28 protein-coding genes are annotated in these 26,359 nt (G+C 53.4%); 22 read left to right on the top strand and 6 right to left on the bottom strand.

Annotation, left to right across the window (positions count from 1 at the left end; genetic code table 11):
• The first annotated feature begins 250 nt into the window (after nt 1-250).
• The 7 genes from HKT17_RS15125 to HKT17_RS15095 all read left to right on the top strand — a co-directional run bounded on the left by HKT17_RS15125 (nt 251) and on the right by HKT17_RS15095 (nt 4,709).
• Complete coding sequence (locus HKT17_RS15125; protein WP_171101213.1) at nt 251-670, top strand: VOC family protein; 420 nt, start codon at nt 251-253, stop codon at nt 668-670.
• A gap of 328 nt (nt 671-998) precedes the next feature.
• Nucleotides 999-1,853, top strand: coding sequence for a DNA alkylation repair protein (locus tag HKT17_RS15120; protein ID WP_171101211.1), 855 nt, complete (start codon nt 999-1,001; stop codon nt 1,851-1,853).
• Nucleotides 1,854-1,951: 98 nt separating this feature from the next.
• A complete protein-coding gene (locus HKT17_RS15115; protein WP_171101209.1) occupies nt 1,952-2,410 on the top strand; it encodes an SRPBCC family protein in 459 nt (152 codons plus the stop codon).
• Between the two features lie 111 nt (nt 2,411-2,521).
• Nucleotides 2,522-3,241, top strand: a complete 720-nt coding sequence (locus HKT17_RS15110; RefSeq protein WP_171101207.1) for a hypothetical protein — start codon at nt 2,522-2,524, stop codon at nt 3,239-3,241.
• A gap of 70 nt (nt 3,242-3,311) precedes the next feature.
• Entirely contained in the window at nt 3,312-3,857 is a 546-nt protein-coding gene (locus HKT17_RS15105; protein WP_171101205.1) for a chlorite dismutase family protein, read from the top strand.
• Nucleotides 3,858-3,971: 114 nt separating this feature from the next.
• Nucleotides 3,972-4,484 (top strand): lipocalin family protein, encoded by a 513-nt coding sequence (locus tag HKT17_RS15100; RefSeq protein WP_240965847.1) that lies wholly within the window; start codon nt 3,972-3,974, stop codon nt 4,482-4,484.
• Between the two features lie 3 nt (nt 4,485-4,487).
• Entirely contained in the window at nt 4,488-4,709 is a 222-nt protein-coding gene (locus HKT17_RS15095; protein WP_171101201.1) for a TIGR02450 family Trp-rich protein, read from the top strand.
• Here HKT17_RS15095 and HKT17_RS15090 read toward each other — a convergent pair whose 3' ends face one another.
• The 4 genes from HKT17_RS15090 to HKT17_RS15075 are packed head-to-tail and all read right to left on the bottom strand — an operon-like array spanning nt 4,710 to nt 10,048.
• A complete protein-coding gene (locus HKT17_RS15090) occupies nt 4,710-6,605 on the bottom strand; it encodes a tetratricopeptide repeat protein (RefSeq protein WP_171101199.1) in 1,896 nt (631 codons plus the stop codon). It abuts the gene before it with no gap.
• Between the two features lie 19 nt (nt 6,606-6,624).
• Complete coding sequence (locus tag HKT17_RS15085) at nt 6,625-7,767, bottom strand: Gfo/Idh/MocA family protein (protein WP_171101197.1); 1,143 nt, start codon at nt 7,765-7,767, stop codon at nt 6,625-6,627.
• A gap of 24 nt (nt 7,768-7,791) precedes the next feature.
• Entirely contained in the window at nt 7,792-8,937 is a 1,146-nt protein-coding gene (locus HKT17_RS15080) for an ATP-grasp domain-containing protein (RefSeq protein WP_171101195.1), read from the bottom strand.
• Nucleotides 8,930-10,048 carry a DegT/DnrJ/EryC1/StrS family aminotransferase gene (locus HKT17_RS15075; RefSeq protein WP_171101193.1) on the bottom strand — a complete coding sequence of 373 codons (1,119 nt, stop codon included), beginning with the start codon at nt 10,046-10,048 and terminating at the stop codon, nt 8,930-8,932. The genes HKT17_RS15080 and HKT17_RS15075 overlap by 8 nt, the downstream gene beginning before the upstream one ends.
• Before the next feature lie 177 nt (nt 10,049-10,225).
• Here HKT17_RS15075 and HKT17_RS15070 point away from each other — a divergent pair, with 177 nt between their 5' ends.
• Both HKT17_RS15070 and HKT17_RS15065 read left to right on the top strand, forming a co-directional pair.
• On the top strand, nt 10,226-11,083 hold the full coding sequence (locus tag HKT17_RS15070) for an undecaprenyl-diphosphate phosphatase (RefSeq protein ID WP_171101192.1): 858 nt from the start codon (nt 10,226-10,228) through the stop codon (nt 11,081-11,083).
• Between the two features lie 17 nt (nt 11,084-11,100).
• A complete protein-coding gene (locus tag HKT17_RS15065; protein ID WP_171101190.1) occupies nt 11,101-12,480 on the top strand; it encodes an FAD-binding domain-containing protein in 1,380 nt (459 codons plus the stop codon).
• Between the two features lie 13 nt (nt 12,481-12,493).
• Here HKT17_RS15065 and HKT17_RS15060 read toward each other — a convergent pair whose 3' ends face one another.
• A complete protein-coding gene (locus HKT17_RS15060; protein ID WP_171101188.1) occupies nt 12,494-13,153 on the bottom strand; it encodes a TetR/AcrR family transcriptional regulator in 660 nt (219 codons plus the stop codon).
• A 101-nt stretch (nt 13,154-13,254) separates the two neighbouring features.
• Between HKT17_RS15060 and HKT17_RS15055 the strand changes: the two genes are divergently transcribed.
• From HKT17_RS15055 to HKT17_RS15040, 4 genes are read left to right on the top strand one after another with little or no spacing between them, the layout of a single operon-like run.
• Complete coding sequence (locus HKT17_RS15055; RefSeq protein ID WP_171101186.1) at nt 13,255-14,715, top strand: hypothetical protein; 1,461 nt, start codon at nt 13,255-13,257, stop codon at nt 14,713-14,715.
• Between the two features lie 26 nt (nt 14,716-14,741).
• A complete protein-coding gene (locus tag HKT17_RS15050; protein ID WP_171101184.1) occupies nt 14,742-16,079 on the top strand; it encodes a DUF1329 domain-containing protein in 1,338 nt (445 codons plus the stop codon).
• A gap of 32 nt (nt 16,080-16,111) precedes the next feature.
• Complete coding sequence (locus HKT17_RS15045) at nt 16,112-16,669, top strand: YaeQ family protein (protein ID WP_240965846.1); 558 nt, start codon at nt 16,112-16,114, stop codon at nt 16,667-16,669.
• Nucleotides 16,670-16,684: 15 nt separating this feature from the next.
• Nucleotides 16,685-17,293, top strand: a complete 609-nt coding sequence (locus HKT17_RS15040; RefSeq protein WP_171101182.1) for a flavin reductase family protein — start codon at nt 16,685-16,687, stop codon at nt 17,291-17,293.
• Between the two features lie 12 nt (nt 17,294-17,305).
• Here the strand turns inward: HKT17_RS15040 and HKT17_RS15035 are convergent, their stop codons facing one another.
• Nucleotides 17,306-17,977, bottom strand: a complete 672-nt coding sequence (locus HKT17_RS15035) for a GntR family transcriptional regulator (protein WP_171101180.1) — start codon at nt 17,975-17,977, stop codon at nt 17,306-17,308.
• A 168-nt stretch (nt 17,978-18,145) separates the two neighbouring features.
• Between HKT17_RS15035 and HKT17_RS15030 the strand changes: the two genes are divergently transcribed.
• The 9 genes from HKT17_RS15030 to mdcE all read left to right on the top strand — a co-directional run bounded on the left by HKT17_RS15030 (nt 18,146) and on the right by mdcE (nt 26,354).
• A complete protein-coding gene (locus HKT17_RS15030) occupies nt 18,146-18,865 on the top strand; it encodes a haloacid dehalogenase type II (protein ID WP_171101178.1) in 720 nt (239 codons plus the stop codon).
• Between the two features lie 34 nt (nt 18,866-18,899).
• Nucleotides 18,900-19,652: a maleate cis-trans isomerase family protein gene (locus HKT17_RS15025; protein WP_105027633.1), complete on the top strand. Its 753-nt coding sequence runs from the start codon at nt 18,900-18,902 to the stop codon at nt 19,650-19,652.
• 96 nt (nt 19,653-19,748) lie between these two features.
• Nucleotides 19,749-20,768: a TRAP transporter substrate-binding protein DctP gene (dctP, locus tag HKT17_RS15020; protein ID WP_171101175.1), complete on the top strand. Its 1,020-nt coding sequence runs from the start codon at nt 19,749-19,751 to the stop codon at nt 20,766-20,768.
• Between the two features lie 66 nt (nt 20,769-20,834).
• On the top strand, nt 20,835-21,383 hold the full coding sequence (locus HKT17_RS15015) for a TRAP transporter small permease (protein WP_171101173.1): 549 nt from the start codon (nt 20,835-20,837) through the stop codon (nt 21,381-21,383).
• A gap of 1 nt (nt 21,384) precedes the next feature.
• Complete coding sequence (locus HKT17_RS15010; RefSeq protein WP_171101564.1) at nt 21,385-22,728, top strand: TRAP transporter large permease; 1,344 nt, start codon at nt 21,385-21,387, stop codon at nt 22,726-22,728.
• A gap of 14 nt (nt 22,729-22,742) precedes the next feature.
• Nucleotides 22,743-24,407, top strand: a complete 1,665-nt coding sequence (gene mdcA, locus HKT17_RS15005; protein WP_171101171.1) for a malonate decarboxylase subunit alpha — start codon at nt 22,743-22,745, stop codon at nt 24,405-24,407.
• A 12-nt stretch (nt 24,408-24,419) separates the two neighbouring features.
• Complete coding sequence (mdcC, locus tag HKT17_RS15000) at nt 24,420-24,743, top strand: malonate decarboxylase acyl carrier protein (protein ID WP_008247329.1); 324 nt, start codon at nt 24,420-24,422, stop codon at nt 24,741-24,743.
• Nucleotides 24,733-25,632: a biotin-independent malonate decarboxylase subunit beta gene (locus HKT17_RS14995; RefSeq protein ID WP_171101169.1), complete on the top strand. Its 900-nt coding sequence runs from the start codon at nt 24,733-24,735 to the stop codon at nt 25,630-25,632. Before mdcC ends, HKT17_RS14995 begins: the two co-directional genes overlap by 11 nt.
• Nucleotides 25,629-26,354 carry a biotin-independent malonate decarboxylase subunit gamma gene (gene mdcE, locus HKT17_RS14990; RefSeq protein ID WP_171101167.1) on the top strand — a complete coding sequence of 242 codons (726 nt, stop codon included), beginning with the start codon at nt 25,629-25,631 and terminating at the stop codon, nt 26,352-26,354. Before HKT17_RS14995 ends, mdcE begins: the two co-directional genes overlap by 4 nt.
• Nucleotides 26,355-26,359: the final 5 nt, after the last annotated feature.

Genomic DNA, 26,359 nt, shown 5'->3' with positions numbered 1-26,359 from the left:
TCGTAATATTCGCCAGTTCGGTGACGTTCGCAAAAACCTGCCTGCAAGATTCAATACTGCGAGCCGGCTACTTTATGATGCCCCCAAATTCAGTGTTGAGAAAAACCACGTACTGCTAAACTGAACCCAGCAAAAATGGGCGGTATCGTAAATACTTTCTGGACACTGTCGAAATTGCGGTTCTCTGCTCGACTAATAGAAGACACCGTACAAAGATGTCGCTATTTCAACAACCTGGGGGAACCAAACCATGTCCAAAATGATTTTCGTGAATTTGCCCGTAATGGATCTCGACGCATCAATAACTTTCTACAAGTCCATCGGCTTTGAGAACAACCCACAGTTCACTGACGATACCGCTGCTTGTATGGTGTGGAGCGAGGCGATCAACGTCATGCTGCTTACCCACGCCAAGTGGCGTACTTTCACCAACCGTCCTATTCCGCCAGCAACATCTAGCGAAGTCATGCTTGCCTTGTCGTGCGATAGTCGCGAAGCCGTCGATGCCATGAACGAGGCGGCTGCAGCAAATGGCGGAACAGCAGACATCAACCCCGCTCAGGAGCTTGGCTTTATGTATAACCGTAACCTTGCGGATCCCGACGGTCACGTCTGGGAGGCGATGTGGATGGACCTAGCAGCTATGCCTTCGAGCGGTTCAACGAGTTAAGGAGCGGGGCTCCCAGCCATATAAAAGCAAGATCGAATCTCTGGCGCAGCACGGTTGCATGGCATGCTGCTTCTTGGAAACTTCGCTATTGGAAGCGGGCTGTGGAGTCTCTTCATATTGACTATTGGAATCAGTTTTCTAGTTGCAACCAATCGGTATGTTCATTTGATCTGTGGGCAAGAAAATATTAGCTTCGATTCATGAATGATCTCCCAGTCTCAATTAATCTAAAGTATTGTCGAATCAAATGTACAACGCCCTACACATCGCCACCCTCATCAACCGCAGACCTGTCGGCTTGGCAAACACTTCTCGGAATTGAAATCTAATGCAGCCACGTCCCCCCACTGTTCCTCTGGCGCCCAACGCGATTCAAAAAGGCACACCGCTGAAGGTCTTGATGAACCGGGAGTCGATTGAGTGCCTGGCTCAAAACATTTTGTATGTGCACAAGGCATTTCCCGCCGAAGCGTTTTGCAAGCATGCACTGACCAATCTTGAACCCTTGGAGCTGATGCAGCGTGCACAACATATTGCAAAATCGTTGCGGGAATTTTTACCCGGCAATTACCAGCAAGCTGTGTCCATTCTGATTGATTCCTTCACTCCGGCGGACACTGAAGTGGGGACCTTGGGACTGGCTGGGTTTTTCTACATGCCACACAGTTTTTTCATTGCTGATTTCGGTTTGGACCCAAGGCACAACGACGGCAACGATCCATTCGATATCTCCATGCAGGCGTTGCGTGAACTCACCATGCGGTTTACGGCAGAGTTTGCCATTCGACCTTTTCTCATACACCATCAAGTGCGCACTCTGGAACAGGTTGGCAAGTGGCTAATTGACCCCAACCCGCATGTAAGGCGACTGTGCAGTGAGGGCACACGCCCCAAGCTGCCTTGGGGAAAACGGATTCAGTCATTTGTGGCGAACCCGCAGCCCACATTGCCCATACTCGAACACCTTAAAAACGACGAGTCGTTGTATGTGCGCCGCAGTGTGGCCAACCATCTTGGGGATATCGCCAAAGACCACCCAGAGATTGCCTTTTCAACTTGTGAGCGTTGGCTTCAGGCGAATGCGTCCGATGAATTGAAGTGGGTGGTGCGCCATGCGGTGCGTTACCATGCGAAGAAGGGCGATGCCAGGGCTTTGGAAATTCGGGTGAAGGCCAAGGGCTGATCCATAGCATCCTTGAACAAAAAGATTTCTGTACAACTGTCGATTCTGCCTTGTCCCGTTCGACTATCTAGGTAGGCACAATTTTCAAGGAGATGACGATGTCGAACAACACAGGTACAGTGAAGTTGCACAGGGTATTGCGCGCGCCAGCAGAACGGGTTTACAAGGCGTTTACCGATAAAAGTGCGTTGGAGTATTGGCTGCCGCCTTATGGTTTCACTGGCAGTATTCAAGAGATTGACGCGCGTGTGGGTGGTGGCTACCGTATGTCGTTCATTAACTTCAGCACTGGCGGTAGGCACTCATTCGAGGTGAAATACATTGAGCTTGTACCCAATCAACGCATTCGCCACACGGATCGCTTTGACGACGAAAGCCTTCCTGGTGAAATGATGGTGACCATCGATTTGAAAACTGTGTTTTGTGGAACAGAACTGCACATCGTTCAAGAAGGGATTCCCGCCGTAATTCCCGTTGAAATGTGTTATCTGGGCTGGCAAGAATCGCTTGAACAACTTGTCAAATTGGTTGAACCCAGTATTCCGGACAACGGCTAAAAAGAACATCAGATCAAACTCTGGGGTGTCGGATTTTTGTTGGCGTGAAGTCCGTTTTTTCTGCTGAGACACCCCTTTTCAACCATAATCTGATTTTGAGTAAGGCCAACCATGATCCAGTTCTCCTCGATCCCGTTTTTGATGGTTGCTGTGTCAGCATTTCCATACCTGCTTGCGCGCCATGCGTATGCCAACAACTTTATCGACAAAGCACAGCGTAACAGTGTCGCAGCTTTGTCATTCCTGGTTTTTACATGGGGTGTTATCTCGGCTGCTCTGGCTTATCAGGGTTTCTATTCCAGCCCAGAATTTTTTTCGCTCTACCCAGGGTTGTGGTTTCCTTTCATTCCCCTCTTGGTGGTGGCCATTCCATTGCTGCTGTTCCCTCGATTACGCAGTGCATTAAACACAGCAGGTAAGGTCGTGCCCTTGCGTTGGTTTGCATATTTCCAGGTACTGCGTGTTGCGGCAATTGGCACTGCAATAAGAACTTATCAAGGCGAGTTCCCACGATCCGTTGAGCTTTGGGTGGGTGTACCCGATTTGTTGTTCGGATTGTCCGCAATCGCAGTGGCATGGCATATGACAAAACGCCCTGTCACACGCAATTTCTGGATTACATGGCATGCGATTGGAGCGGGTATTATTTTGATGCTTGGCATGGTGGTCATCAACATGAGTCTGCCCGGCATTTTTCAGGTGTGGGCTGAGCCACCTACTTTTGAGGTGGCCATGCAGTTTCCAATGGCCTTGGCACCCAGCATGATTGTGCCATTGCTTGTAGCGGGTAACCTGTGGGCGATTTATGCCTATGTACAGCGCCTGAACTGAAAAATTTGTCCGCAAATCATCCGGTTCAGATTAAGCTAATTGTATTAGTTGCCTAATACATAGATTTCACATGAACAATCACTATTCATTCATCGGTGGCCACGAGGGCCCATGGCGAGTTACCCGTTGCCACGCAGTTGTGGGCGAGCCTGTTGATGCTGTTCAAAGGCTGAACGTGGTGAACACCCCAGCAAGCCAGCTAAACCAGCGCGGTACTTGGGTGCTTCAGGGTTTTACCAGCAATGTGCGTTATGCCGAGCGCCATGAAATTACCCAACTGCGCGCCAGGCAAGAGGGCTTGAATCGACCTGCCTCTACCTGTGCTGCGCTTATTCCAATCAAGAAAAATGCGCAGTGGTGGGCTTTGTCGCAAGATGAACGCCGTGCAATATTCGAGGCACAGTCGCACCACACTGAAATTGGATTGGCTTACCTGCCCGAAATTGCCCGGCAATTGCATCACTCGCGTGATCTTGGTGAGCCTTTTGACTTTTTAACCTGGTTTGAATTTGCGCCAGAGCACACCGATGTATTTGATGAGTTGCTCGTGAAATTACGGGCTTCGGAGGAATGGAAGTATGTGGAGCGTGAAGTGGACATTCGGCTGCTTAGATAGGTTGTTTTGGGACCTAAGTAATGCAAGTTCTCCAGGATATCCTTCACCTTTCAGCCCGCGCGCAGCCATTGGAAGTATTCGATGAAATTACTAATTTCGTGTTTAACGAGTTTCATGATTCTCGTGCCCGCACTTGCGGCCAACCCGCCTCAACCGCTTCAAACAATTCAGTCGCTGGATATTCCCCGTTACATGGGCACCTGGTTTGAAATTGCGAAGTATCCAAACCGGTTTCAGAAACAATGTGTGCGCAATACCAGCGCTGAGTATTCATTACAAAAAGACGGCACTGTGAAAGTATTGAACCGTTGCCAACAGGCCAGCGGCGACATGGATGAAGCCGAGGGCCAGGCTCGTCAAATTGGAGGTTTGAAGTCGCCAAAACTGGAAGTGCGTTTTGCACCCGCGTGGTTAAGTTGGCTGCCCATGGTATGGGGCAAGTACTGGGTGATCGACCTGGATCCGGAATACCAGTTGGTGGCTGTGAGCGAACCCAGCCGTGAATACCTGTGGGTATTGGCCCGCACGCAACAAGTGGACAAAGCCAAATACGATGCACTGCTGCAACGCCTGAAAGCCAAAGGTTTTGATTTGAACAAGCTTGAACTGTCGCCGCAAGGCAGTTAAACCATGCGCCAGTTGAACCCCAAGAAATTGCTGCTCAGCAAGTGGACCGCCGCAAAGCCCGTGAACAAGGAAAAGCATTTTCTGGTTCGCAGTGCGGTGAAGCCTGCCAGCGAAGATTTACCCATTGAACTCTTTGAACTGGAAGCTGTGCATTCAGGCCGAACGCAAATTATTCACTGGCGGGATTTGCAAGACGAAACGCGGTGGTTGCAGGGGTGGAAGTAATTACTTCCACCTACCTTGCGCTTCAATCACCAAACCTCGCGGCCCACGCACTTCATTCTGGTTTGCATAGGCCCAGTTCAAGGCCTTGCACATTTCATCTGAAAACTCGTTTTCGTGTTGCTGATGCAAATCCATGAACTGTTTGGATGCCACCATGGCGCGCAATTCCTCAAGCAGGCCCGGCTCGTTGATGTAACGCACCACGCCATGCACATAGTTTTCAACTGAATCGGCCACGCAGTATTCAGCCAGTCCTAGCGAAGCCAAAATGTCGTAGTCACTGCGAGAATGGGGTTCGGCACCGATCAGGCTGATCACGGGCAGGCCCAACACCATGCAATCGATGGTGCTGGTGGCGTTGCCAAACGGGAAGGGGCTGAGTGCCAGGTGGTGCTGGTTGAGCATGTTCAGGTAGGCTTCATAACCCGTGCGGCGGGCCACCACGGCGGTGGGGAAGAAGCTGCGCAGGCGTTTCTCGGTTGAAAGGTGGCCAACACCATATTCATTGGGGAAGAAGGTGAAGCGAATCGGCTTGGCCGACAGGCGTTCAATCTCCTTCAACGCAGTGATAAACCCAAGGTTGATTTTCATGGTGTTGCAAGGCACTGCAATTGACACCACAGCGTCATCCAGCACTGGGGGTGGTGGCAGTTTCAAGTCTTTGTGGGCCTCGGCCACATTGCCAATTTCACTCTCCAGAATCAGCATGTTCTCATTCACCACGCCGGGGCCGCCAAATACACGGGTGGTCACAAAAGCCAAGTCCATCTCGCTGCTAAAGCTGCTGGCTGGGTGGCCAAAGCTCATGGCTTGCAGGGCTGCCCAACGCAGGTTTGCGAGTGAAATTCCCCAAGAGCGCATGCCCACACTCATGAACCAGGCAATGTCGGGTGTGCATTGGTTCAGCACCGGTTGCAGGTTCATTTCTTCTTCGGGCACTTCAATGAACTCATCGAACAGGCCAATGGATTGATCATCCACATCGGCTTTCATTGACACCATCACCAGGTAGTAATCGCGTTTCAGGCGTTTGATCATGGGGGCATACCAACGGTACATGGCGTGTACCGACTTGAACGTTTCGGCAATCACCACCATCACGGGTTTGTTGTCGATATTGCCTGCATGCCGCACGCTGCCAGCAGGTTTGGCCTGTATGCCTTTGGCCTTGTGCACACGTTTGAACCACTGGTTCAGGTGTTTTTTGATTTCATGTTTTTTAGGTGAGGTGCTGTAGCTGCACAGCATCCAGATATTCGATATCAATGCACGGTATTGGTCCAAAGGGCGCAGGGCACTGTAGGGGTTGTACTCTTCCAGCAGGAAGGTGCGGCCAGCGTCGCCTGTCACGGTCAAGGGCAGGCGGTCCAGCAACAGCCCAATCGCCAACAGGGCCGAGGTTTCCGTGCTTTCCAGGGTCAGTTCCACCAGGTCGGCAGGGTCCAGGTCGCCCACGCTGGCCAGCAGCAGGGCGCGTACCAAAGCGGGGTTGTCAGTCAGTTGTTTGGCTTTGCGCTCGTGCGCTTTGTTCAACAACAGCTTGAGCACGGCGCGGCTGTTGCCATAGCCAGAAACTTCAAATACATGGCTCATGAAGCGCTTTTGTTTGGTCAGCACCAACAGGCTGTTCAAGCTCAGGGTGTGCTTCAGATCGGTCAGCACATTCACGTACAGCGTGGCAAACCGCGTACACAATTCGGTTGTGCCTTGTATGTTCAATTGCATCAAGCTGGCATAGGGTTTGTTCTGGCATTCATTCACCAGCAGTGCCAATTGGTTGATGGTTTTTTCTGCGTCCTGCTGTTGAATGAATACCCCACTCTCGATGTTTTGCAATTTTGCATCAATGTCATCAAACAGCGGTTGTAGTTGTTCTTCCAGGCTGGCTGTGGTCATGGCTTAGACAATCTCAAACTTAAAGTTGAACGGTGCGGCCAGTGGCCGAGGCTTGTGCAATCGCCTGGCTCAAGGCCAGGCCTTCTGCAGCAACGCCAGTCGACAAAGTGTAGGCATTCAGCTTTTCATCGCGCATGGCTTGCGCAATGTCGGCGTAGTAGTTGGCAAACGCCTCGATAAAACCCGAGGGGTGGCCGGCCTTGAAGCGGTTGTAGCGGGGCTGTGCGGTTATTTCACTGCCAGTTGAAATTCGGTCGAGCAACATGCGGTTGCCTGCTTCATCGGCAGCCTCAATCATTTCCGGGCTTTCCTGATGCCATTGCAAACTGCCCTTGGTACCAAACACGCGTATGCGCAAGCCATTGCGATAACCCAACACGGCTTTGCCATACCACGCGTTGACCATCAGGTTGTTGCTGTATTGAATGACAGCATCCACTTCATCAATTAGCCCCGGCGATACGTTGGTGATTGCGCGTTGCCAGGCATTCACGGCTTGTGGTGTGTTGCCGCATACAAAATTAACAAGGCTGTGCAGGTGTACAAACAGGTCGAGCGACACACAGCTGATGTCGCCGTCTTCAAGCCGCCATGCCTGAATGGCGTGGGTTTTGTTTTGGTTGCTCAGCCGCATGTAGGAGTCTTGCGGCATTTCGACCATCACCTTGAACACGCTGCCAATCGCCCCGCTTTCCACGCGGCGTTTCATCTCGCGCACAGCGGGGTAGCCGGTGTAATTGAAAATTGAAAACACCTGGGTGTTGTCGGGGTGAATGCGGGCCAGCAGTTCCTTGCATTCCTGCACATTGGCCAACAGGGGCTTGTCGGAGATGACCCGCAAGTTGTGGTCGAGTGCCAAATGAATGTACTGCGCATGCGATTTGATTGGCGTGGCAATCACCACCGCATCCACTTCGTGCGCTACCGCATCGATCAGCGCTTCTGCGCTGGGGTACAGTTTGTCGGCCGGCACATTGTATTGGCGGCCCGATTCGGCATTGAATTCCGGATTGCGGCTAAAGCACCCCGCCACCAGGTCGAATTCATTGTCCATTTTCATGGCAATTTCATGCACGCGGCCCACGGCTGAATTTACACCACCGCCTATCATGGCGACCCTGATGGGTTTGTGCAGTGGTTTCAGTGCGTTGTATTTGCTCATGTTCAATTTCCTTTGCGTAGGGCTTTAACCATTGAAGGTGTAAAGCCTGCGCTGTGTGGCAAGGCTGGCCAGTGTTTGAAGGTCGGCTGCGTTGGCGCAGCGTGCAAACAGCAGGGCGATGCGGCCTACAGGGCTGGGCGCAATAAAGTCGCCAGTGGCGGCAATGGGCACCCAACGCTCCATGTGCACCGGGTGGTTAAAGTGCAGGTGTTGCAACAAGCCTTCGTGCGGCAGGGTCAGTGTGTGGCGCAAAATGAAATTCTGCTTCAAGGGGCCAGGCGCAGCACGCTGCCCCAAAAAGCCTTTGGCGTAGCTGGCCACATAGGGAAAGCCGGTTGAAAGTTCAATCAACTGACTGTACAAATCGCCGGGGCAACGGCGGGTAATTTCAACCAGCCAGAATTCATTGCCTTTCAGCAAAAACTGGGTGTGCACCAAACCATCACACAGGCGCAGGCTTTGCGCCAAATGTTCAATTTCGCGGCGAATACGGGTGTGCACCTCCACCGGAAAGTCGATGGCCAGGTGGCTGGTGTCGACCACAAAGCGGTTGGCCGAGCCATGCTCTATCACTACAAAGTCTTGCACCACGCGGCCATTCACTACAAATGCAGAATGGCTGTACAGCTGGCCCTCCACATATTCTTCGACCAAACAATCGCCACTTCTCGATTCGGCTTTGGCTGTGCCAATCGCCTTGTGCAGCTGGCTGGTTTCGCCGGCCTGCACCACGGTTATGCCGCGGCCGCTGTAGGCATCGACCGGTTTTACAATCACGGCGCAAGCGGGTGTTTCATCGTTGTCAAACACGCGCGGCACCGACAAACCTTCGCGTTGCGCATAGCTGCGAAACTTCTGCTTGTGGTTGATGGTCTCTGTGGCTTCCAGGCGATCAATGCCGGGAAAGTGCAAGGTTTCCGACACTTCTGCGCAGGAGTAATACGAGCGATCATTGCAACCCGGCACCAGGTACTCAATGCCCAGTTGGGTGCATAAATCGGCCAATTCAGCGGGGTTGGAATAATCCAATTGCTGGTAGCCCGGCGTGGCTTTTGCCAAAAAGTCGTTGGGCTTGCCACCCGCAAACATCACTGTGTGCCCGGCGTTGCGCAGGTAATTCAGGATAGGCCCTGACGAGAAATTGGTGTCCACCAACAGCACTTTAGCCACGGCTGGCCTCGTCGATAATCACGCAAATGCGCGCCACGTCTTCCAGTGGCAGGTCAGGGTAAATCGGCAGGCACAACACTTGTTCAGCGGCCTTGTGGGCATTGGGCAAATTGCGTGGCGCAGCCGAGGACAAACCACGGTACATGGGCATGCTGCTGATCAATGGGAAAAAATAGCGGCGACCATTGACACCGTGTTCTTGCAAACGGGCGTACAGCGCATCGCGTGTAATGGGGTAGTGGGCATTCACGAAAATCGGAAAGTAAGCGCCGTTCCATTCCACATTCTCGGGTACGGCCATGTGTTCGATTCCGGGCACGTTGGCCAGCAATTCGCGGTACAGGGCCTGTATGCGGTGGCGCTTTTCAATGGCCTGGTCCACATACTTCAATTGCAGCATGCCCATGGCGGCGTTCAGCTCGCTCATCTTGCCGTTGATGCCCGGTGCCATCACGGTGACCTCATCGGCAAAGCCGAAGTTTTTCAGGTAATCAATGCGTTGTTTGGTTTTGGTGTCTTTGCACACAATCGCGCCGCCTTCAAAGGTGTTGAACACCTTGGTGGCGTGCAGGCTAAGTACCGACAAATCACCGGCATTCAAAATGCTCTCGCCGTTTTGCTTTACGCCAAAGGCGTGGGCCGCGTCGTAAATCACCTTCAGGCCGTACACATCGGCAATGCGTTGAATCTCGGTGGTGTTGGCGGGCAGGCCATAGCAATGTACCGGCAAAATGGCACTGGTTTGCGGGGTAATGGCTTCTTCAATGCGGCGTGGGTCCAGGTTCAATGTGACTGGGTCCACATCCACAAACACCGGTTGCAGGTCGTTCCACAGCAGCGAGTGGCTGGTGCACACGAATGAATAAGGAGTCGTAATCACTTCGCCTTGAATGCGCAAGGCTTTCAACGCAGTCATCAAAGCAATGGTGCCATTGCAAAACAGGGAAATGAAAGGCACACCCAAATGCTCGCACAGCGCCTTTTCAAGCTGCTGGTGGTACGGCCCGTTGTTGGTCAGGGTTTTGCTGTCCCAAATCTGTTCCAGGTAGGGTATGAACTCCGCAAGCGGCGGCAGCGCTGGCTGCGTCACATAAATTTTCCGATGATCCATACCCAAGCCTTTCTATTTGATTTTCTTCATTATCCCGGCAGGGTTACACAATCATTTGTTAAATATCAGGCCTCTTTCCCCTTCAGAAAAATGTTTTCCCCCATTCAGGCTTGCTATAGTTCGCATTGAATTTGGCTTGAAAACGGCCTTTATTGATCTATTTACCGGGAATTCACCATGTTTGTTGCCGGCAACGGTGTGGGTTGGCTTGAGGCCGTTATTTTGGGGCTGATCCAGGGGCTAACCGAGTTTTTGCCCATTTCATCGAGTGCGCATTTGCGTATCATTGGACCCATGTTGCCCTCAGGCCTCGATCCCGGCGCAGCTTTCACGGCCATTACCCAGCTGGGAACCGAACTCGCGGTGCTGGTGTACTTCCGCCACGACATCGCCCGAATTTTTCTCGCCTGGTGTGGGTCCTTCAAACGCAAGGCCGCCAGTGGTGTGCCAATGAGTCCCGATGCCCGCTTGGGCTGGCTGGTGATTGTGGGCACCTTGCCCATTGCTGTTTTGGGCCTGTTGTTTCAAGACCTGATTGAAACCTATCTGCGCAACCTGTACCTCACCGCGATCATGTTGATTGTGTTTGGCCTCATCCTAGGTTTCGCCGACAAAGTGGGCAGGCGCCAAACCGAGCTGAGGGAAATGACCTGGCGCGACGGCATTGTGTTTGGTTTTGCGCAAGCCTTGGCACTCATTCCCGGTGTGAGCCGTTCAGGCGGCACCATCACCGCAGGTTTGCTGATGGGCTACACCCGAGAGGCAGCCGCGCGTTATTCCTTTTTGCTCGCGGTGCCCGCGGTGTTTGCTTCCGGCTTTTACCAGTTGTACAAAAGCTGGGGCGTGGCCGGCCCGGTCAGCCCGGCCAACACGGCATTGGCAACCTTCATTGCCTTCTTTGTGGGCTATGCCGTCATTGTGTGGTTCCTCAAGCTGGTCAGTACGCGTGGCTACGGCCTGTTTGTGGTGTACCGTGTGGTGCTGGGTGTGGTGGTGTTGGCGCTGTTGGCAGCCGGGGTGTTGCAGCCGCTTTAAAGTTGCAGGAACGCAGTATGCAGGTGTTGTGGTTCAAACGGGATTTGCGTTTAAGCGACCACCTGCCGCTGTTTGAAGCCATGCGCAATGCCAAGCATCACGGGCTTGTGCTGCCCTTGTACATTCACGAACCCAGCCAAATTGCAGATGCGCACACCGCGCGCCAACACCAGTTGTTTGTGCATGAATGCCTGGATGATTTGAAGCAGCAGTTTGCACAGGTGGGTGGTTATTTGCATGAGGAATTGGGCGAGGCGGTGGATGTGTTGGCCCGCCTGCATGCACAGTTCAAATTCACCCACGTGTGGGCGCACCAGGAAACCACGCAGCTTGCACAATACCGACGCGATCAGGCCGTGGCGGCGTGGTGCAAAAGCATGGGTGTGGCGCTTCATGAATTGCCCCAAAACAATGTGCAGCGTGCCACCTTCATGGTCAATCCGTTTGCTGAAAAAATTAATTTTCAAACTTACCTGGATCGGGCCGCCCAAGAAGAAATCAAAAACCCGGCCGGGCGAAATTTGCAGGCCTTCTTCGCACCCCAACCCGCTGTTGAACTCAACCGTGCCACTGTGCCGCTGGCTGCGGGCGATGACAAACCATTGCGCATGATAGGTGGCCGTGCGCAGGCCCGGGCAGTGGCCGCGAAATTTTTTACACCCGCCAAGTTGAGAAGTTATCCCTTCTCAATTTCCAGCCCTTTGAAAGCATGGAGTGGTTGTTCACGCCTGTCGCCTTATCTGGCTTATGGTGTAGTGAGCGACCGCGAGGTGCTGCAAAAACTCAATGCCTTGGTGAACAGGGTGCATGGGCAGGGTGATGCGACACACATTGCAAAAGTTGAAGATGCTGCGCGGTTTTATGTGGACAGGCTGATTTGGCGGCAAGGTTATTTGCAGCAGCTGGAGAACCACACGGGTTTGGAAACCGATGCTTTTTACTGCGATGAACCTGCGGAAGTGAATGAGGAATTCTTGAATGCCTGGCAGCAGGGCCGAACAGGCTTTGCCTATGTGGATGCCTGCCAGCGCTTTTTGCAACAAACAGGTTGGCTGAACATGCGGGCGCGGGCCACGCTGGTGTCGTTTGCGTGCGTGCAATTGGGTTTGCCCTGGCAACCCGTGGCCTTGTTTTTGGCACAGCAGTTTCTCGACTTCGAGCCCGCCATTCACTATGGTCAGGTGCGCATTGCAAGTGGCACCAGCCACTTTTCGCAAATGCTGGTGTATGACCCCTTGAAACAACAGGCCGAGCAAGACCCCAAAGGCGAGTTTGTGAAGCGCTGGTTGCCGGAACATGGCACTGCCAATTACCCAGCGCCTATCGTCGACAATGCGGAATCGTTAAAGCTGGGCAAGGCGCGCTTGCATGCCATGCGCCAGAGCCGGCTCGATTAAATAGGATTGTGCGTCAGGAGTACCCCTTCAGCCCCGCACTGATATATTCGTGAAACAGCCGTCGCATTTCCTTCAAACCACCGCTTTGGTTGACCAAGGGCAATAGCCTTTCATCGTGCATCACCATTGAAAAGTCGGCCAGACCATGAATGGCCGTATTCACGGCCAAATGCACCTTAAAACGCAGCTGTGCCTCAGAGTATTGCGGGAAAAATTCAAGCAAAGTGGGCGCAAACACATCCATGTAGGGGTTGAAGTAGCGGGTCAGAAACCGCTGTCCCTGTTCGCCGGTTTGCCAAGTGAGGCGGGACAAAAACTGTATGCACACCGCACCGGTTTCGCCGCTTGAAAACAGTTGCACAAAGGGATCAAAAATCAGTTCGCACAGGCGGGTCCATTCTTTGTGTTCGGGCGCGTTGCGTGCAAATTCGGTGTGGGCCTGCTTGCAGTGAACATCAAGCTGACCTGTCACAAAATCCACCACTTCTTCCACCAATCGATTTTTGGTTTTGAAATGATAGTGCACCGCCGACCGGTTGCCCTGGCCCGACAGCTGCCGAATTTTGCTCAGCGTGACGCCTTCAATGCCATGCTGTGCAAATTCATTCAACGCAATCCGTAACAGCTGTTCGCGAGTATCAACAACAAGGGTTGGGTCGGCTGCTTGATTCATGTATTTGTTTTTGTGAGTAAATTTCCGCTTGCCTGAATTAATACCTTGGTATTAATCTAGGGTGATCAAACACACTATAACGACAATTTCGGGAGACATGCGTGAAACTTTCCCAAGTATTCACGGCGGCTGTTGCTGGCACTGCATTCGCCTTGTTGGGTGCCTGTTCGTCTGAAGACGTACGCACCACAGCCAACCCTGGCGCTTCGCCTGCGGCCAGCAGCAATGTGCTCAGCAGTGAATCCTTGGCCCAGGCCATGGGCGGTAGCGAAACTCCCTTGGGTTTGGGGTGCGGCTGGATTGCCGCCAGCGATCCCGACAAAGCGAATATTGCGTTTCCCGACAGCGAGGCCAAATACTGGGTGGCCGCTGCGCCTGTCTCGCCGCAAACAAGGCTGCGAATTGACGGCCGTTACCCGGATGCCCGTTATTTTTCCTACAACGCATACGATGCCGCGCTGCGCCCAACCGATGCGGTGGCCGACTTTGAACTCACACCTTCTGATAAAGGTCGTGAAGGCAATCCCTTCGCGCGCAAGGGTGCCAAACCAGGTGGTGCTTACACGGCTTATCTGGAGTACGGCGCATCTCCAGTTCAAAATCCGGATGTGCAACGCAAGCCCAACACGTTTTACACAGGCGAAATTGGCTTTGGCCCCCTGAATATTCCAAATGCCCTGGCCGTGTTTATTTACCGGGTTTATGTGTCGAACACCGGCGAGTTTTTCGACGGTGGTGTGGGCCTGCCTACCCTGACGCTTGAAACTGCCGATGGCAGTCGTGAATTGGGAACACTCCCGAATTGTGCCGAGCCCCTGTTGCCCAGTGCTGGAGGAGCGACTCCACCTTTGGGGTTGAATGAATTGTTGTTGGGTCTGGACTACCCCAATCAGTTGGCTTTGCCTTTCCCAACGGCCACCAATCCGCCCAACACCTTGAAATTTTTCAGCCTCGGTGACACCGCATTTCGAATTGCAGGCAATGTGACCGGGCAAGACACCAGCATGCTGGGTGGCCGGGTTGATTCAGGCTCGGGCGGCTTTTTGAGCAATGTACACAATGCCTACACCAGTACTGGTTTTGCTCGCCGCTACGGCAGCCTTGCCATGGTGCGTGCCAAAGCGCCTACCTATCGTGGCCAGGCAGGCGTGGAATTTGGGCAGGAGCAGTTGCGTTACTGGTCGCTGTGCGGCAATGAATTTGCCACACAACGCTTCACCGATTGCGCCGCCGATTTTCAAGTGCCACTGGATGATCAAGGATTTTTTACGGTGGTAATTTCCGATCCCGCTGATCGTCCAGCCAATGCCACGGCCGAGAACGGATTCCTGTGGTTGCCTTGGGGACCGTATCCTGATCAACTGCTGTTGTATCGCCACATGCTTCACAACCCGGAGTTTACGGAGGCGATCCAGAATGTGGAGAAGGGCGACGCGCTGGCCGATGTGATGAAAGATTTCGCGCCTGTCGGCATTTATTGCGATCCAAACGTTTTTACACAAAGCAATCGCAGTGGCGAGGTGTTCGCGCTGTGTGAACAAGATCAAAACACCAATCAATAACCACTCATTCTTGAGGAGACTATGAAATGGCAGTGCAAAAGTTGAAACACGGGTTGCTGGCCGCAGCAATCGTTCTGGGGAGTGGCGCAGCACTGGCCAATGACCTGTCTGAACTGGGCAAAAGCCTGACACCAGTGGGGGCTGAGAAAAAAGGCAACGCTGCTGGCACGATTCCCGACTGGACGGGTGGCTTGGTGGCAGTGCCCAAGGGTTTTGATCCAGCCAAAGGCTACATCAATCCTTTTGCAGACGAGAAACCACTGTTTACCATCAGTGCAGCCAACATGGCGCAGTACGCGGCCAACTTGACTCCTGGCCAGATGGAAATGATGAAGCGTTACCCCACTTACAAAATGAACGTGTACAAAACACATCGCACAGCCGGGTATCGCCAGTCAGTTTATGACAACGCCAAGGCTGAAGCACCGAATGTGAAGCTGGTCGATGGTGGCAATGGCGTGGAAGGCATCAAGAAGTCCAACATTCCTTTCCCGGTGCCCAAGAGCGGCGTTGAGGTGATCTGGAATCACAACTTCCGTGATCTCGGCGGCTCGTTCACTCGCTATTCAGCGGACTTCCCGGTTCAGACCGATGGATCCTTCACAGTGGGCAAGCGAATTGAGACTGTGTCGTTGGCATCTCACATGGACAGCCCGGAGCCCAACCGAATTTTGTACTTCATGAACCAGATTACAGCGCCCGCCAACGCGGCCGGCGAAGTTGCTTTGGTTCATGAGCCTATCAATCAGGTGGCTGAGCCGCGTTTGGCCTGGCAGTACAACCCCGGACAACGCCGTGTCATTCGTGCTCCTGAGCTGGCTTACGATTCACCCGGTATTGGCGCAGACGGCTTGCGTACCAACGACGACTTGAACGGCTTTAACGGTTCCCCCGATCGTTACGAGTGGAAGTTGGTGGGCAAGAAAGAAATGTACGTGCCCTACAACAACTACAAGTTGGCCGATCAAACCTTGAAGTACAGCAACATTATTCAGAAAAGCCATGTGAATCCTGACATGGTTCGTTATGAGTTGCACCGCGTTTGGGTGGTTGAGGCTACGCTGAAGCCCGGCAAGCGTCACATTTATGCCAAGCGCGTGTTTTACATCGACGAAGATTCATGGGGTGTATTGCACGCGGACCAGTATGACAGCCGCAATACCTTGTGGCGTGTTCGTGAAGTGTTCGGTACGCAGGCTTACCATGCACCTGCGTTTGCATCCTCTGGCGAGGTTATTTACGACTTGCAATCTCGCCGCTACCTGGTGGGTGGTTTGACCAACGAAGAAAAGTTTGCCGAGTTTGGCAAGAAGTACTCGCCTGCGGACTTCTCCACGGCCGCCCTGCGCCGCATGGGTCGTTAATCCTGCAGTAATCGGTGATAATCGCGGTTTGAATGTTTCAAACCGCGAGTCGCCCCATGGCCCTTCGAGCCACCGTTTACAAAGTTCAACTGGATGTGTCCGACCTGGACCGCAACCACTTCGCCCAATACCCACTTACGCTTGCATTGCACCCTTCGGAAACTGAAGAGCGAATGATGGTCCGTCTGCTGGCCTTTGCCATGCACGCCGGGCAAGACGTTCAGTTCGGGAAAGGTTTGTCGGCGGAGGATGAAGCTGCGGTGTGGGAAGTGGACCCCACTGGTCAAATCAAGGTGTGGATTGATGTGGGCCAACCCGATGAAAGCCGCATTAAAAAAGCCTGTGGCCGTTCAGACCGCGTGGTGATTTACTGCTATACACGCTCAGCGGAAGTGTGGTGGAAACAAAACCAGGACTGGTTGAACAAACTGGACAAAGTACAGGTGCTGCAACTTGGTGTGGAAGATGGCGCAACGCTCGCTGGGCTGGCCCAACGCAACATGAACCTGGCTTGTACCATTCAGGAAGGCACGGTGTACCTGGGTGAGGCTGCGGTGCAGCCAATCACTTTGAAAAATACAACCGTGTAGGGAGGCAATGTTCGCATGTACTTCAACACCTCAGAAATCAGCCCCCGTGAAAATTATCAGTTGCTGACTGGCGCAGTGGTGCCGCGCCCCATCGCGTGGGTTAGCACGCTGAGTGAACATGGCATCGCCAATTTGGCGCCCTATTCATTCTTTACAGTCGCCAGCTGCAAACCACCAGTGCTGTGCGTGGTGCAAGTAAACCCTCGCGACCGCAGCGAGAAAGACACCCTGACCAATTTGCAAGCCACGAAGGAATGCGTGGTGAACATTGTGAGCCATGTGCTGGTGGATGCAATGAACACCAGTTGCGGCGACTACCCACCCGAAGTGGATGAATTCGAAAAGGCGGGTTTGAAAAAATCGCTGAGCAAAGCCGTGACGGCACCTGGTGTGGAAGATGCAATGGTGCGTTTTGAATGCAATTTGCGCGAGGTCAAGCTGATTGGCGAAGGCGCCATGGGCGGCTCGATGATGTTGTTGGATGTGTTGGGTGTGGAAGTGAATGATTCAGCCATGCGGGGTGGCCTGATTGCCAACGACTTGCTCGATGCGGTGGGTAAACTGGCGGGTGATGGCTATTGCACCACCCGCAGCAATTTTGATTTGGCAAGGCCGAAGGTTTAAATGAACTGGGCCTTAAGCTGCTGAGCGTGCCTTTAGTAAGGGCAGCGAGGCCACCAAGTCAGCGAAGCGCTGGCCTTGCACCATCACATGGCTGCGCAGCAATTCGTTCGCCGTGTCGCCATCACCCGCCAGAATCGCTTTCACGATTGCGTCGTGTTCATCCAGCGAAGTTGGAATGCGGCCGCGCACACGCAGTTGCAAGCGGCGATAAGGTCGCAGCCTTCTGCGCAGGCCCCAAGCCTGTTCAATCAAAAACTCATTGTGGCTGCCACGGTAAATTACACCGTGAAATTTGTCATTGAGCTGGTAGTACTCATCGGGGTCGCCACCTTTGGCCATTGCAGCTTTGCATTCTTCGTGCGTGGCCACCAGTTCCTGCTGTTCTTCATCTGTCAGGCGGCGGGCGGCAAGCCTGCCGCACATGCCTTCAAATTCGCCCATCACCTCGAACATTTCGACCAGTTGCTGGGCCGTGAATTGCGCCACCACAGCGCCCCTGCGCGCGCGCAGCTCGACCAAGCCGGCGGTGGCCAGCTGGTTCAAAGCCTCTCGAATCGGCGTTCTGGACACGCCAAAGCGGTCTGCCAGCTCGGTTTCGTCCAGGTGTTCGCCAGGCGGCAGTTTGCCAAAAGCGATCAGTTCTTCAATTTGGTCCCGTACGTCTTCTGACAGTTTTTTCTTCATGAGGCAATAAAAAAAATGAATCAACGTTATTGACAATGTATACGACCGCAATTAGTCTTGTATACAAGAAATCAAATAACGCATGCAAAATGCGACGCTCTACATACAATCATAAGAGAGCGCCCGCCCAAACACAATCAGTTTCGGCAAACCCTCGAGGAGACAGGAATGAACCACGCAGCCAGCGCAGTCAAAGCGCTTGCATTTGATGTTTTTGGCACCGTTGTAGACTGGCGCGGCAGTGTTGCACGCGAAGTTGCGATGATTGCCAAACACATGAATATTCAGGTGGATGCTTTGGCGTTTGCCGATGCCTGGCGCGCGGGTTATGCACCAGCCATGGACCGTGTGCGCAAGGGTGAGCTGCCCTGGATGCACATTGACAGCCTGCACCGGATGATTCTGGATTCCATCGTTGAGCAGTTCGGCCTGGGCAAATTGAACGATGAACAGCGCGAAAACCTGAACAAAGTGTGGCACCGCCTTAGCCCTTGGCCAGACACTGTTGCAGGCCTTCATGCCCTGAAAAAACAATTCACGATTACCACCCTGTCCAATGGCAATTTTTCTTTGCTGACCGCGATGGCAAAAAATGCCGGTTTGCCGTGGGACTGCATCGTATCGGCCGAACTGTTTAAGCATTACAAACCCGATCCCGAAACTTACCACGGTGTAGCCGGCCTGCTGAATTTGCCAATTGAGCAAGTGATGCTGTGCGCCAGCCACCCCAGTGATTTGCGTGCTGCCAAGGCGCAAGGCATGCGCACAGCCTACGTGATGCGCCCCTTTGAATTTGGCGAGCATGTGCCCTTGCCCAAAGTGGAAGCGGGCGAATTTGATTTTGTCGCACAAGACTTTGTGGACCTGGCCCGCCAACTGGCTACTTAGTTGGCAACTTAGGCCCACCTACACGGAGCATTGAATGAGCAAGATTTACCGAATTGGCCAGATTGTGCCAAGTTCAAACACCACCATGGAAACGGAAATTCCCGCCATTTTGCGGGCCCGCGAAGCCGTAGAGGCGGAGCGTTTCACGTTTCACTCCAGCCGCATGCGCATGCAGCATGTGACCAAAGAAGAGTTGGCCAAGATGGACGCCGATTCGGATCGGTGTGCTTTGGAGTTGGCCGATGCCCGTGTGGATGTGCTGGGTTATGCCTGCCTGGTGGCCATTATGAGCATGGGTTTGGGTTATCACAAAAAATCGGAAGAACGTTTGCACGGCCGCACCGTGGAAGCCGGTGGCCCGGCACCTGTGGTGACCAGTGCAGGTGCTTTGGTCGATGGTTTGAAAGCGATTGGCGCCAAGAAAGTGGCCATTCTGACGCCTTACATGAAACCGCTGACCTGTCTGGTGATTGATTACATCGAGAACGAAGGCATTGAGGTGCTCGACAGCATTTCGCTGGAAGTGTCGAACAACCTGGAAGTGGGTTTACTCAACCCGCTGGCGCCGATTGAACACACCAAGAAATTGAATACCGCCAATGTGGATGCGATTGTGGCGTCGGCCTGCGTACAAATGCCATCGCTGGGCTCTATTCAACCGATTGAAGACCGTGCGGGCATGCCGGTGCTGTCTTCGTCGGTAGCCACTACTTACATGATGTTAAAGAAATTGGGTCTTAAGACCTATGCCCCGGGCTTCGGTTCGCTGCTGTCCGGGAAATATTGAACGAACCCAGAAATTTCGTTCGGATGTGGAAAGCGTTTGCGGATCACTCACCTGATTCAAAGGCGTTCAATTAGAAGCAAGAGAGGAGACTTACTCATGAAGTTCATGATCAAACCCCTGGTGGCCGGCATGGCCGCAGCCGCAATCACCTTTGGCTTTGCCAATACTGCGTCGGCACAAACCACCACCATCAAGGTGTCTCACCAGTTCCCGGGTGGCACCGAAGAAAAAGGCGATTTCCGTGACCGATTGGTGCGCAAGTTTGCGCGTCAGGTTGCAGAAAAAACCAATGGCAGCCTGAAGTTTGAAATTTACCCAGGCAGCTCACTGGTGAAAACCTTTGCGCAGTTTGGCGCTTTGCAAAATGGCTCTGTGGACATGACTTTGTACCCCTTGGCTTACGAAGGCGGCAAAATCCCTCAGGTGAACATTACCCTGATGCCTGGCTTGATTACGAGCTACGAACAAGGTCATCGCTGGAAAGGCCAGCCGATCGGCAACGAACTGGAAAAGTTGCTGGAGAGCAAAGGCGTGAAAGTAGTTAGCTGGATTTGGCAAGCGGGCGGTATCGCCTCCAAGAAGAAAGTGGTTGATCCATCCGAAGTGAAAGGCGTAAAAATTCGCGGTGCCTCCAAGCACATGGATTTGATGTTGAAGGGTGCTGGCGGTTCAATCACCAACGTGCCATCGAACGAAGTTTACAGCGCCATGCAAACTGGCGTGTTGGACGCTGCTGTCACATCCAGCACGTCCATCATTTCTTTCCGTCTTGAGGAAGTGGGCGATCACTTGACCGACGCCAGCCAGAACTCATTCTGGTATATGTTCGAACCCCTCTTGATGGCCAAGTCCACTTTTGATCGCCTGACACCTGCGCAGCAGAAGGCCGTGATGGAAGTGGGTGCAAGCCTCGAGAAGTTCTCGATTGAAGAGTCCAAGAAAGACGACATGATGGCCGCCGAAGTGTGGAAGAAAGCTGGCAAGAAGGCCTATGCCATGGACGATGCAACATTCGCCAAGTGGCGTGCAGTTGCAGAGAAGTCAGCCTGGAAAGATTTCGCTGAAGAAGTGAAAGACGGCCAGAAGTGGCTGGACATGGCCACTGCAGTTAAGTAAAGCAAAGCGCACCAAACCCTCTCCACTGATGAGGGTTTGGTGTTCAAGTTCCATTCGGAGACAACTATGAACAACCCATTGTGGCGACTGTTCAGCGGCACCGTGCGCGGCATTAACCAAGCCATGGCGTACCTGTCTGCATCCCTGATTCTCGTGTGTTCACTCGTGCTGGTGTACGAAGTGGTCACCCGCTACATTCTGAATATTTCCAATGACTGGGTCATCGAACTCAGCATTTTCATGTTGATCGCAGCCACCTTTCTGGCAGCGGCGCACACGCAACGCGAGCGTGGGCATGTGGGCATTGAAATTCTGGACGAAGTGATGTCCAAACGCGCCAGCCGGATCCGTTTGCTCTTCGGCGACATTCTCTCGATGCTGTTCTGTGGTTTGGTGGCTTATTTGTCAGCAGTGTATTGCCACGAAGCCTGGGATCAGGGTTGGACCACCAGTTCCACCTGGGGTCCAACCCTGATCCCATACTTTTTCATGTCGCTCGGCATGTTGCTGCTGACATTGCAATTCATTGTGCAAATTGTTGAAGGCTTAATGGGCAAAGCGCCTGAACTGCCAAAACATGGGCACGCAACCACAACCAGCGGACAAGGGGGCTGACATGGGTGTTGTCGAAATTGGCCTGATTTATACGGCCCTCACCTTGGTGTTGCTGTTTTCTGGCATGCCCATTGCATTTGCATTGGGTTCCTCGGCAGTGATCATCATGTATTTTTTCATGCCTGCAACCAATATTCATTTGATTGCAGAAACCATTTTCGGTGAACTTGAAAACTTCACTTTGCTTACCATTCCGCTGTTTATTCTCATGGGGGCAGCCATTGGCAAAACCCGTGCAGCGGTTGATCTGTACGAATCCGCTTACCGCTGGTTGTACCGCATGCCGGGTAGCCTGGGCGTGGCCAACGTGGCGGGTTGTACCATTTTTGCAGCTTTGTGTGGATCAAGCCCGGCAACCTGTGCAGCCATTGGCGGCATGGGCATTCCTGAAATGCGCAAGCGTGGTTACAGCGGTGCCCTGGCCTCGGGTTTGATTGCCGCGGGCGGCACACTGGGTATTCTGATTCCGCCCAGTATTACGCTGATCATTTATGGCGTGATGGCCGAGCAATCGATAGGCAAATTGTTTATTGCGGGCATTGTGCCCGGCATCTTGTTGGCCGTGCTGTTCTCGGTGTGGGTGGTGGTGAAGTTTATTCGTGATCGTCATGAATGGATGAAAACTGCAAGCCCGGAAGAAATCGCAAAGGTAGCCCAAAAGGAACATTTCACCTGGAAGGAAAAAATGGAGTCGTTGCCACGACTGCTGCCCTTCCTCTTGTTGATCGGTTTGATCATGGGTGCCATGTACGGCGGCTTCGGTACTCCTTCTGAAGTGGCAGGTGTGGGTGCAGTGGCCGCGTTAATTCTGGTGATTGCGCTATACAAGTGTTACCAGTGGACAGACCTTCGCGCCATTTTCACAGGCACTGCGAAAGAAAGTTGCATGGTGATGATGATCATTGCCATGTCATTCCTGTTCACCTATGTGATGAGCTACCTTCGCATTAGCCAAAGCATGGCGGAATGGCTGGTGGCACTGGAAATGTCGAAATGGGCCTTGTTGTTCTGGGTGAATATGTTGTTGCTGGTGCTGGGTTTCTTCCTGCCACCTGTGGCCATTATCCTGATGATTACGCCCGTTATTTTGCCGCCCATTTTGGCAGCTGGTTTCGACCCAATCTGGTTCGGCATTATTTTGACCATCAACATGGAACTGGGGCTGATTACACCGCCTGTGGGTTTGAACCTTTTCGTGATCAACGGCATTGCGCCTGACATCAAGTTCGGTGAAATTTTCCGCGGCATCGTTCCGTTCATTCTGATTATTGCGGGCTACATTGCCTTCCTGTCAGTGTTTCCGGAAGTGGTGATGTTCTTGCCCGACATGTTCTACGACTACTAAGCAGGACCAAAACAATGAGCATGACCAACACAACATGGCGCCAAGGGCAACAATCCAAGGCCGCCCGGTTGGGTCGCGCTGCCCACCTTGCCGGCGGACATTCCAGCAAGGTGGTGAAGGCAGAGCACGCCGTGGCTTTGCTGGAAAGTGTGATTGAACCCGGTGACCGTGTGTGCCTGGAGGGCAACAACCAGAAGCAGGCGGATTTTTTGGCGCAATGTTTGGCCAAAGTGAACCCGCAACAGGTGCATGATTTGCACTTGTTGCAATCGGTGGTGGCTTTGCCTGAACATACGGCTTTGTTCGACAAAGGCATTGCCAAAGAAATCGATTTCTCGTTTTCTGGTCCGCAAGGTGCGCGACTGGCCAACCTGGTGGCGGCCGGCAAAATCAAGATCAATGCGATTCACACTTACCTTGAATTGTTTGGTCGGTACTTTGTCGATTTGACGCCCAATGTGGCCTTGATCGCGGCTGAAGCCGCCGATGCCCAGGGCAATTTGTACACCGGCCCGAATACTGAGGATACGCCAGCCATCGTGGAAGCGGCGGCATTCAAAAACGGCATTGTGATTGTGCAGGTGAATGAAATACGCGACACACTGCCCCGTGTAGATGTGCCTGCGGACTGGGTCGATTTTGTAATACACGCTCCGCGCCCGAATTACATTGAGCCTTTGTTTACACGCGACCCTGCACAAATTTCAGAGATTCAAGTGTTGATGGCCATGATGGTGATCAAGGGCATTTACGCAGAGTATGGCGTAAAGCGTTTGAACCACGGCATTGGCTTTGATACCGCTGCCATTGAATTGCTGTTGCCCACCTACGGCGAGCAATTGGGTTTGAAAGGAAAAATTTGCACCAACTGGGCACTGAACCCACACCCCGCGCTAATACCCGCGATTGAAGCCGGTTTTGTTCAAAGCGTGCACAGCTTCGGCAGTGAGCTGGGTATGGAAAAATACATTGCCGCAAGGCCCGATGTGTTCTTCACCGGGGGCGATGGCAGCATGCGCAGCAACCGCGCTTTTTGTCAGGCGGCAGGGCACTATGCTTGCGACCTGTTCATTGGCTCAACCTTGCAAATTGACACCTATGGCAACAGCAGCACGGCCACCAAGGGTCGAATTGCCGGTTTCGGTGGCGCACCCAATATGGGCGCAGATGCACGTGGCCGCAGGCATGAAAGCGAAGCCTGGGTGAAAGCAGGCCGTGAAGCGCAAGCCAACCCAAAACACATGCCACGTGGCCGCAAGCTGGTGGTGCAAATGGTTGAAACATTCCGCGAGCATATGGCGCCCGCATTTGTTGAACGCCTGGACGCTTGGGATTTGGCCGACAGCATGGGTTTGAACAACCCGCCCGTGATGATTTTTGGTGACGACGTAACCCACATTGTGACCGAGGAAGGCATTGCGAATTTGCTGTTGTGTCGTGGCGAGGAAGAACGCGAGCAGGCCATTCGTGGCGTGGCTGGCTACACCGAAGTGGGCATGGCACGCGACAAGAAAAAGGTCGAAGAACTGCGTGCGCGTGGTGTGATCAAACGCGCCGAAGACCTGGGCATTGCCCGGCGTGATGCCACACGCGATCTGTTGGCTGCGAAAACCGTGAAAGACTTGGTGCGTGCTTCGGGCGGTTTGTACAACCCGCCTAGCCGCTTCCGCAATTGGTAAGGGGCTTTCATCATGAGTATGGAACAACTGAAATACAACTTGCCCAGCAAGGCGCAGCCCACAAATCGCGATGCCGTGCTGGTGGGCGTCACTGCCAGCGGCAACTGCGAAGTGTTGTTGGAGAAAGGCGAGGATACCGCGCAGTGTTCAGTGGACATTCAAACCTCCGCACGCGGTTTCGGGCAAATTTGGCAAGCCGTACTGGCCGATTTCGCAGAGCGAAAAAATGCAGGCGGTTTGAAGATTGAAATTCACGATGTGGGCGCAACACCGGCTGTGGTCAGCCTGCGCCTGGACCAAGCCATTGAGGCATGGGAGAACCAACATGGCCAATAGTTTTCTGGAAGCCAGTGCGCGCGAGCGTGTGCAGGCCGTGTGCGACGAGGGTAGTTTTCAGGAAATCCTGAAACCATCGGAACGCATCAGCAGCCCGCACATGGCGCTGCTTGAACAACCGGTTGCATTTGACGATGGCGTGGTCATTGGGCGAGCCACTTTGGGTGGCGCACCTGTGCTGGTGGCCGCCCAGGAAGGTGAGTTTCTGGGCGGTGCCATTGGCGAAGTGCATGGTGCAAAAATTACCGCGCTCATCGCCAAGGCTGTGAAAGAAAAACCCCGCGCGGTGCTGCTGATTTTTGAAAGTGGCGGTGTGCGTTTGCACGAGGCCAATGCCGGGTTAATTGCCGTGTCTGAAATTATGCGTGCCGTGTGCGCAGCCCGTGCGCAAGGCATTCAATTCATTGGTTTGATTGGCGGCGCGGCAGGTTGCTTCGGCGGTACTGGCTTGATTGCCCGTTGCTGCGATGTGTTGGTGATGTCCGAAGAAGGGCGCCTGGCCATGTCGGGCCCGGAGGTGATTGAAACGGTGTACGGCGTGGAAGAATTCGATTCACGTGACCGCGCCCTGGTGTGGCGTGTCAGCGGTGGCAAGCACCGTTATGTCATGGGCGACATTCAAGCCTTGGTGGCCGATGAAGTAGAAGCCTTCAGACAGGCAGCCTTGCAAGCACTTGATTCCGGCAAGGTGAGTTTTGACCTTGAGAATCTGGAAGCAGAGCACGCCATGTTGACGCAGCGGCTTGAGCAGTTTGGTGACTGCCGGGATGCCAAAGAAATTTGGCAACGCCTGGGGCTGCCCAGTGCCGAAGAATTGGCACTGATGCCGGCTGATGAATTTGTACGCGCTACAAGTGTTGCACGTGACGTGGCAAGGGGTGCGCAATGAATCGGGATCAAGTATTGAACGCCTTGTTTGCTGATGGCTGGAAAGCCGAGTACCTGGAGGCTGATCATTTTTATGGCCGCGTAACGGTCGGCAACCAGCAGGTGACTGTGATTGGCACTGCCGAGAAAGCAGAGGTGGGTGCGGACATGGCCTTGACCATGGCGCGTGTGGTGATTGAAACCATCAAGCAGCGCCCGGGCGAACCGATTGTCTTTTTGCTGGACACGCAGGGCCAACGCCTTCGTCGCCGGGATGAACTCATGGGTTTGAATGGCTACATGGCACACCTGGCCAAAGCAGTTGAGCTGGCACGCCAGCGAGGCCATGTGATTGTGAGTGTGGTGTATGGTGAGGCAGTGAGCGGTGGTTACATTAGCACTGGCATGATGGCAGACGCTTGCTATGCCTTGGCCGATGCGGAAATCAAGGTGATGAATTTGCCTGCCATGTCGCGCATTACCAAAATTCCTTTGGATCATTTGCAAGCGCTGGCCAAGCAGTCCCCTGTGTTCTCGCCCGGTGTGGAAAATTATTTGCGCATGGGTCACCTGGATGCTGTGTGGCAAGGTGATTATGCGGCGCAGCTGGCTGCATCCATCACAAGTTTGCAGGCCAAATCGCGCGAGGAAATTGGCAAAGACCTTCGCATTGAACGGGGCGTGGAACGCGGGGGGCGACAGGCCGCAGGTGTGGTTGTTGAGCGTGTTTTAGCCAATCGATGACAGGC

The organism is Limnobacter sp. SAORIC-580, assembly GCF_013004065.1.
GTDB lineage: Bacteria > Pseudomonadota > Gammaproteobacteria > Burkholderiales > Burkholderiaceae_B > Limnobacter > Limnobacter profundi.
This window is presented reverse-complemented; position numbering and strand designations above follow the sequence as displayed.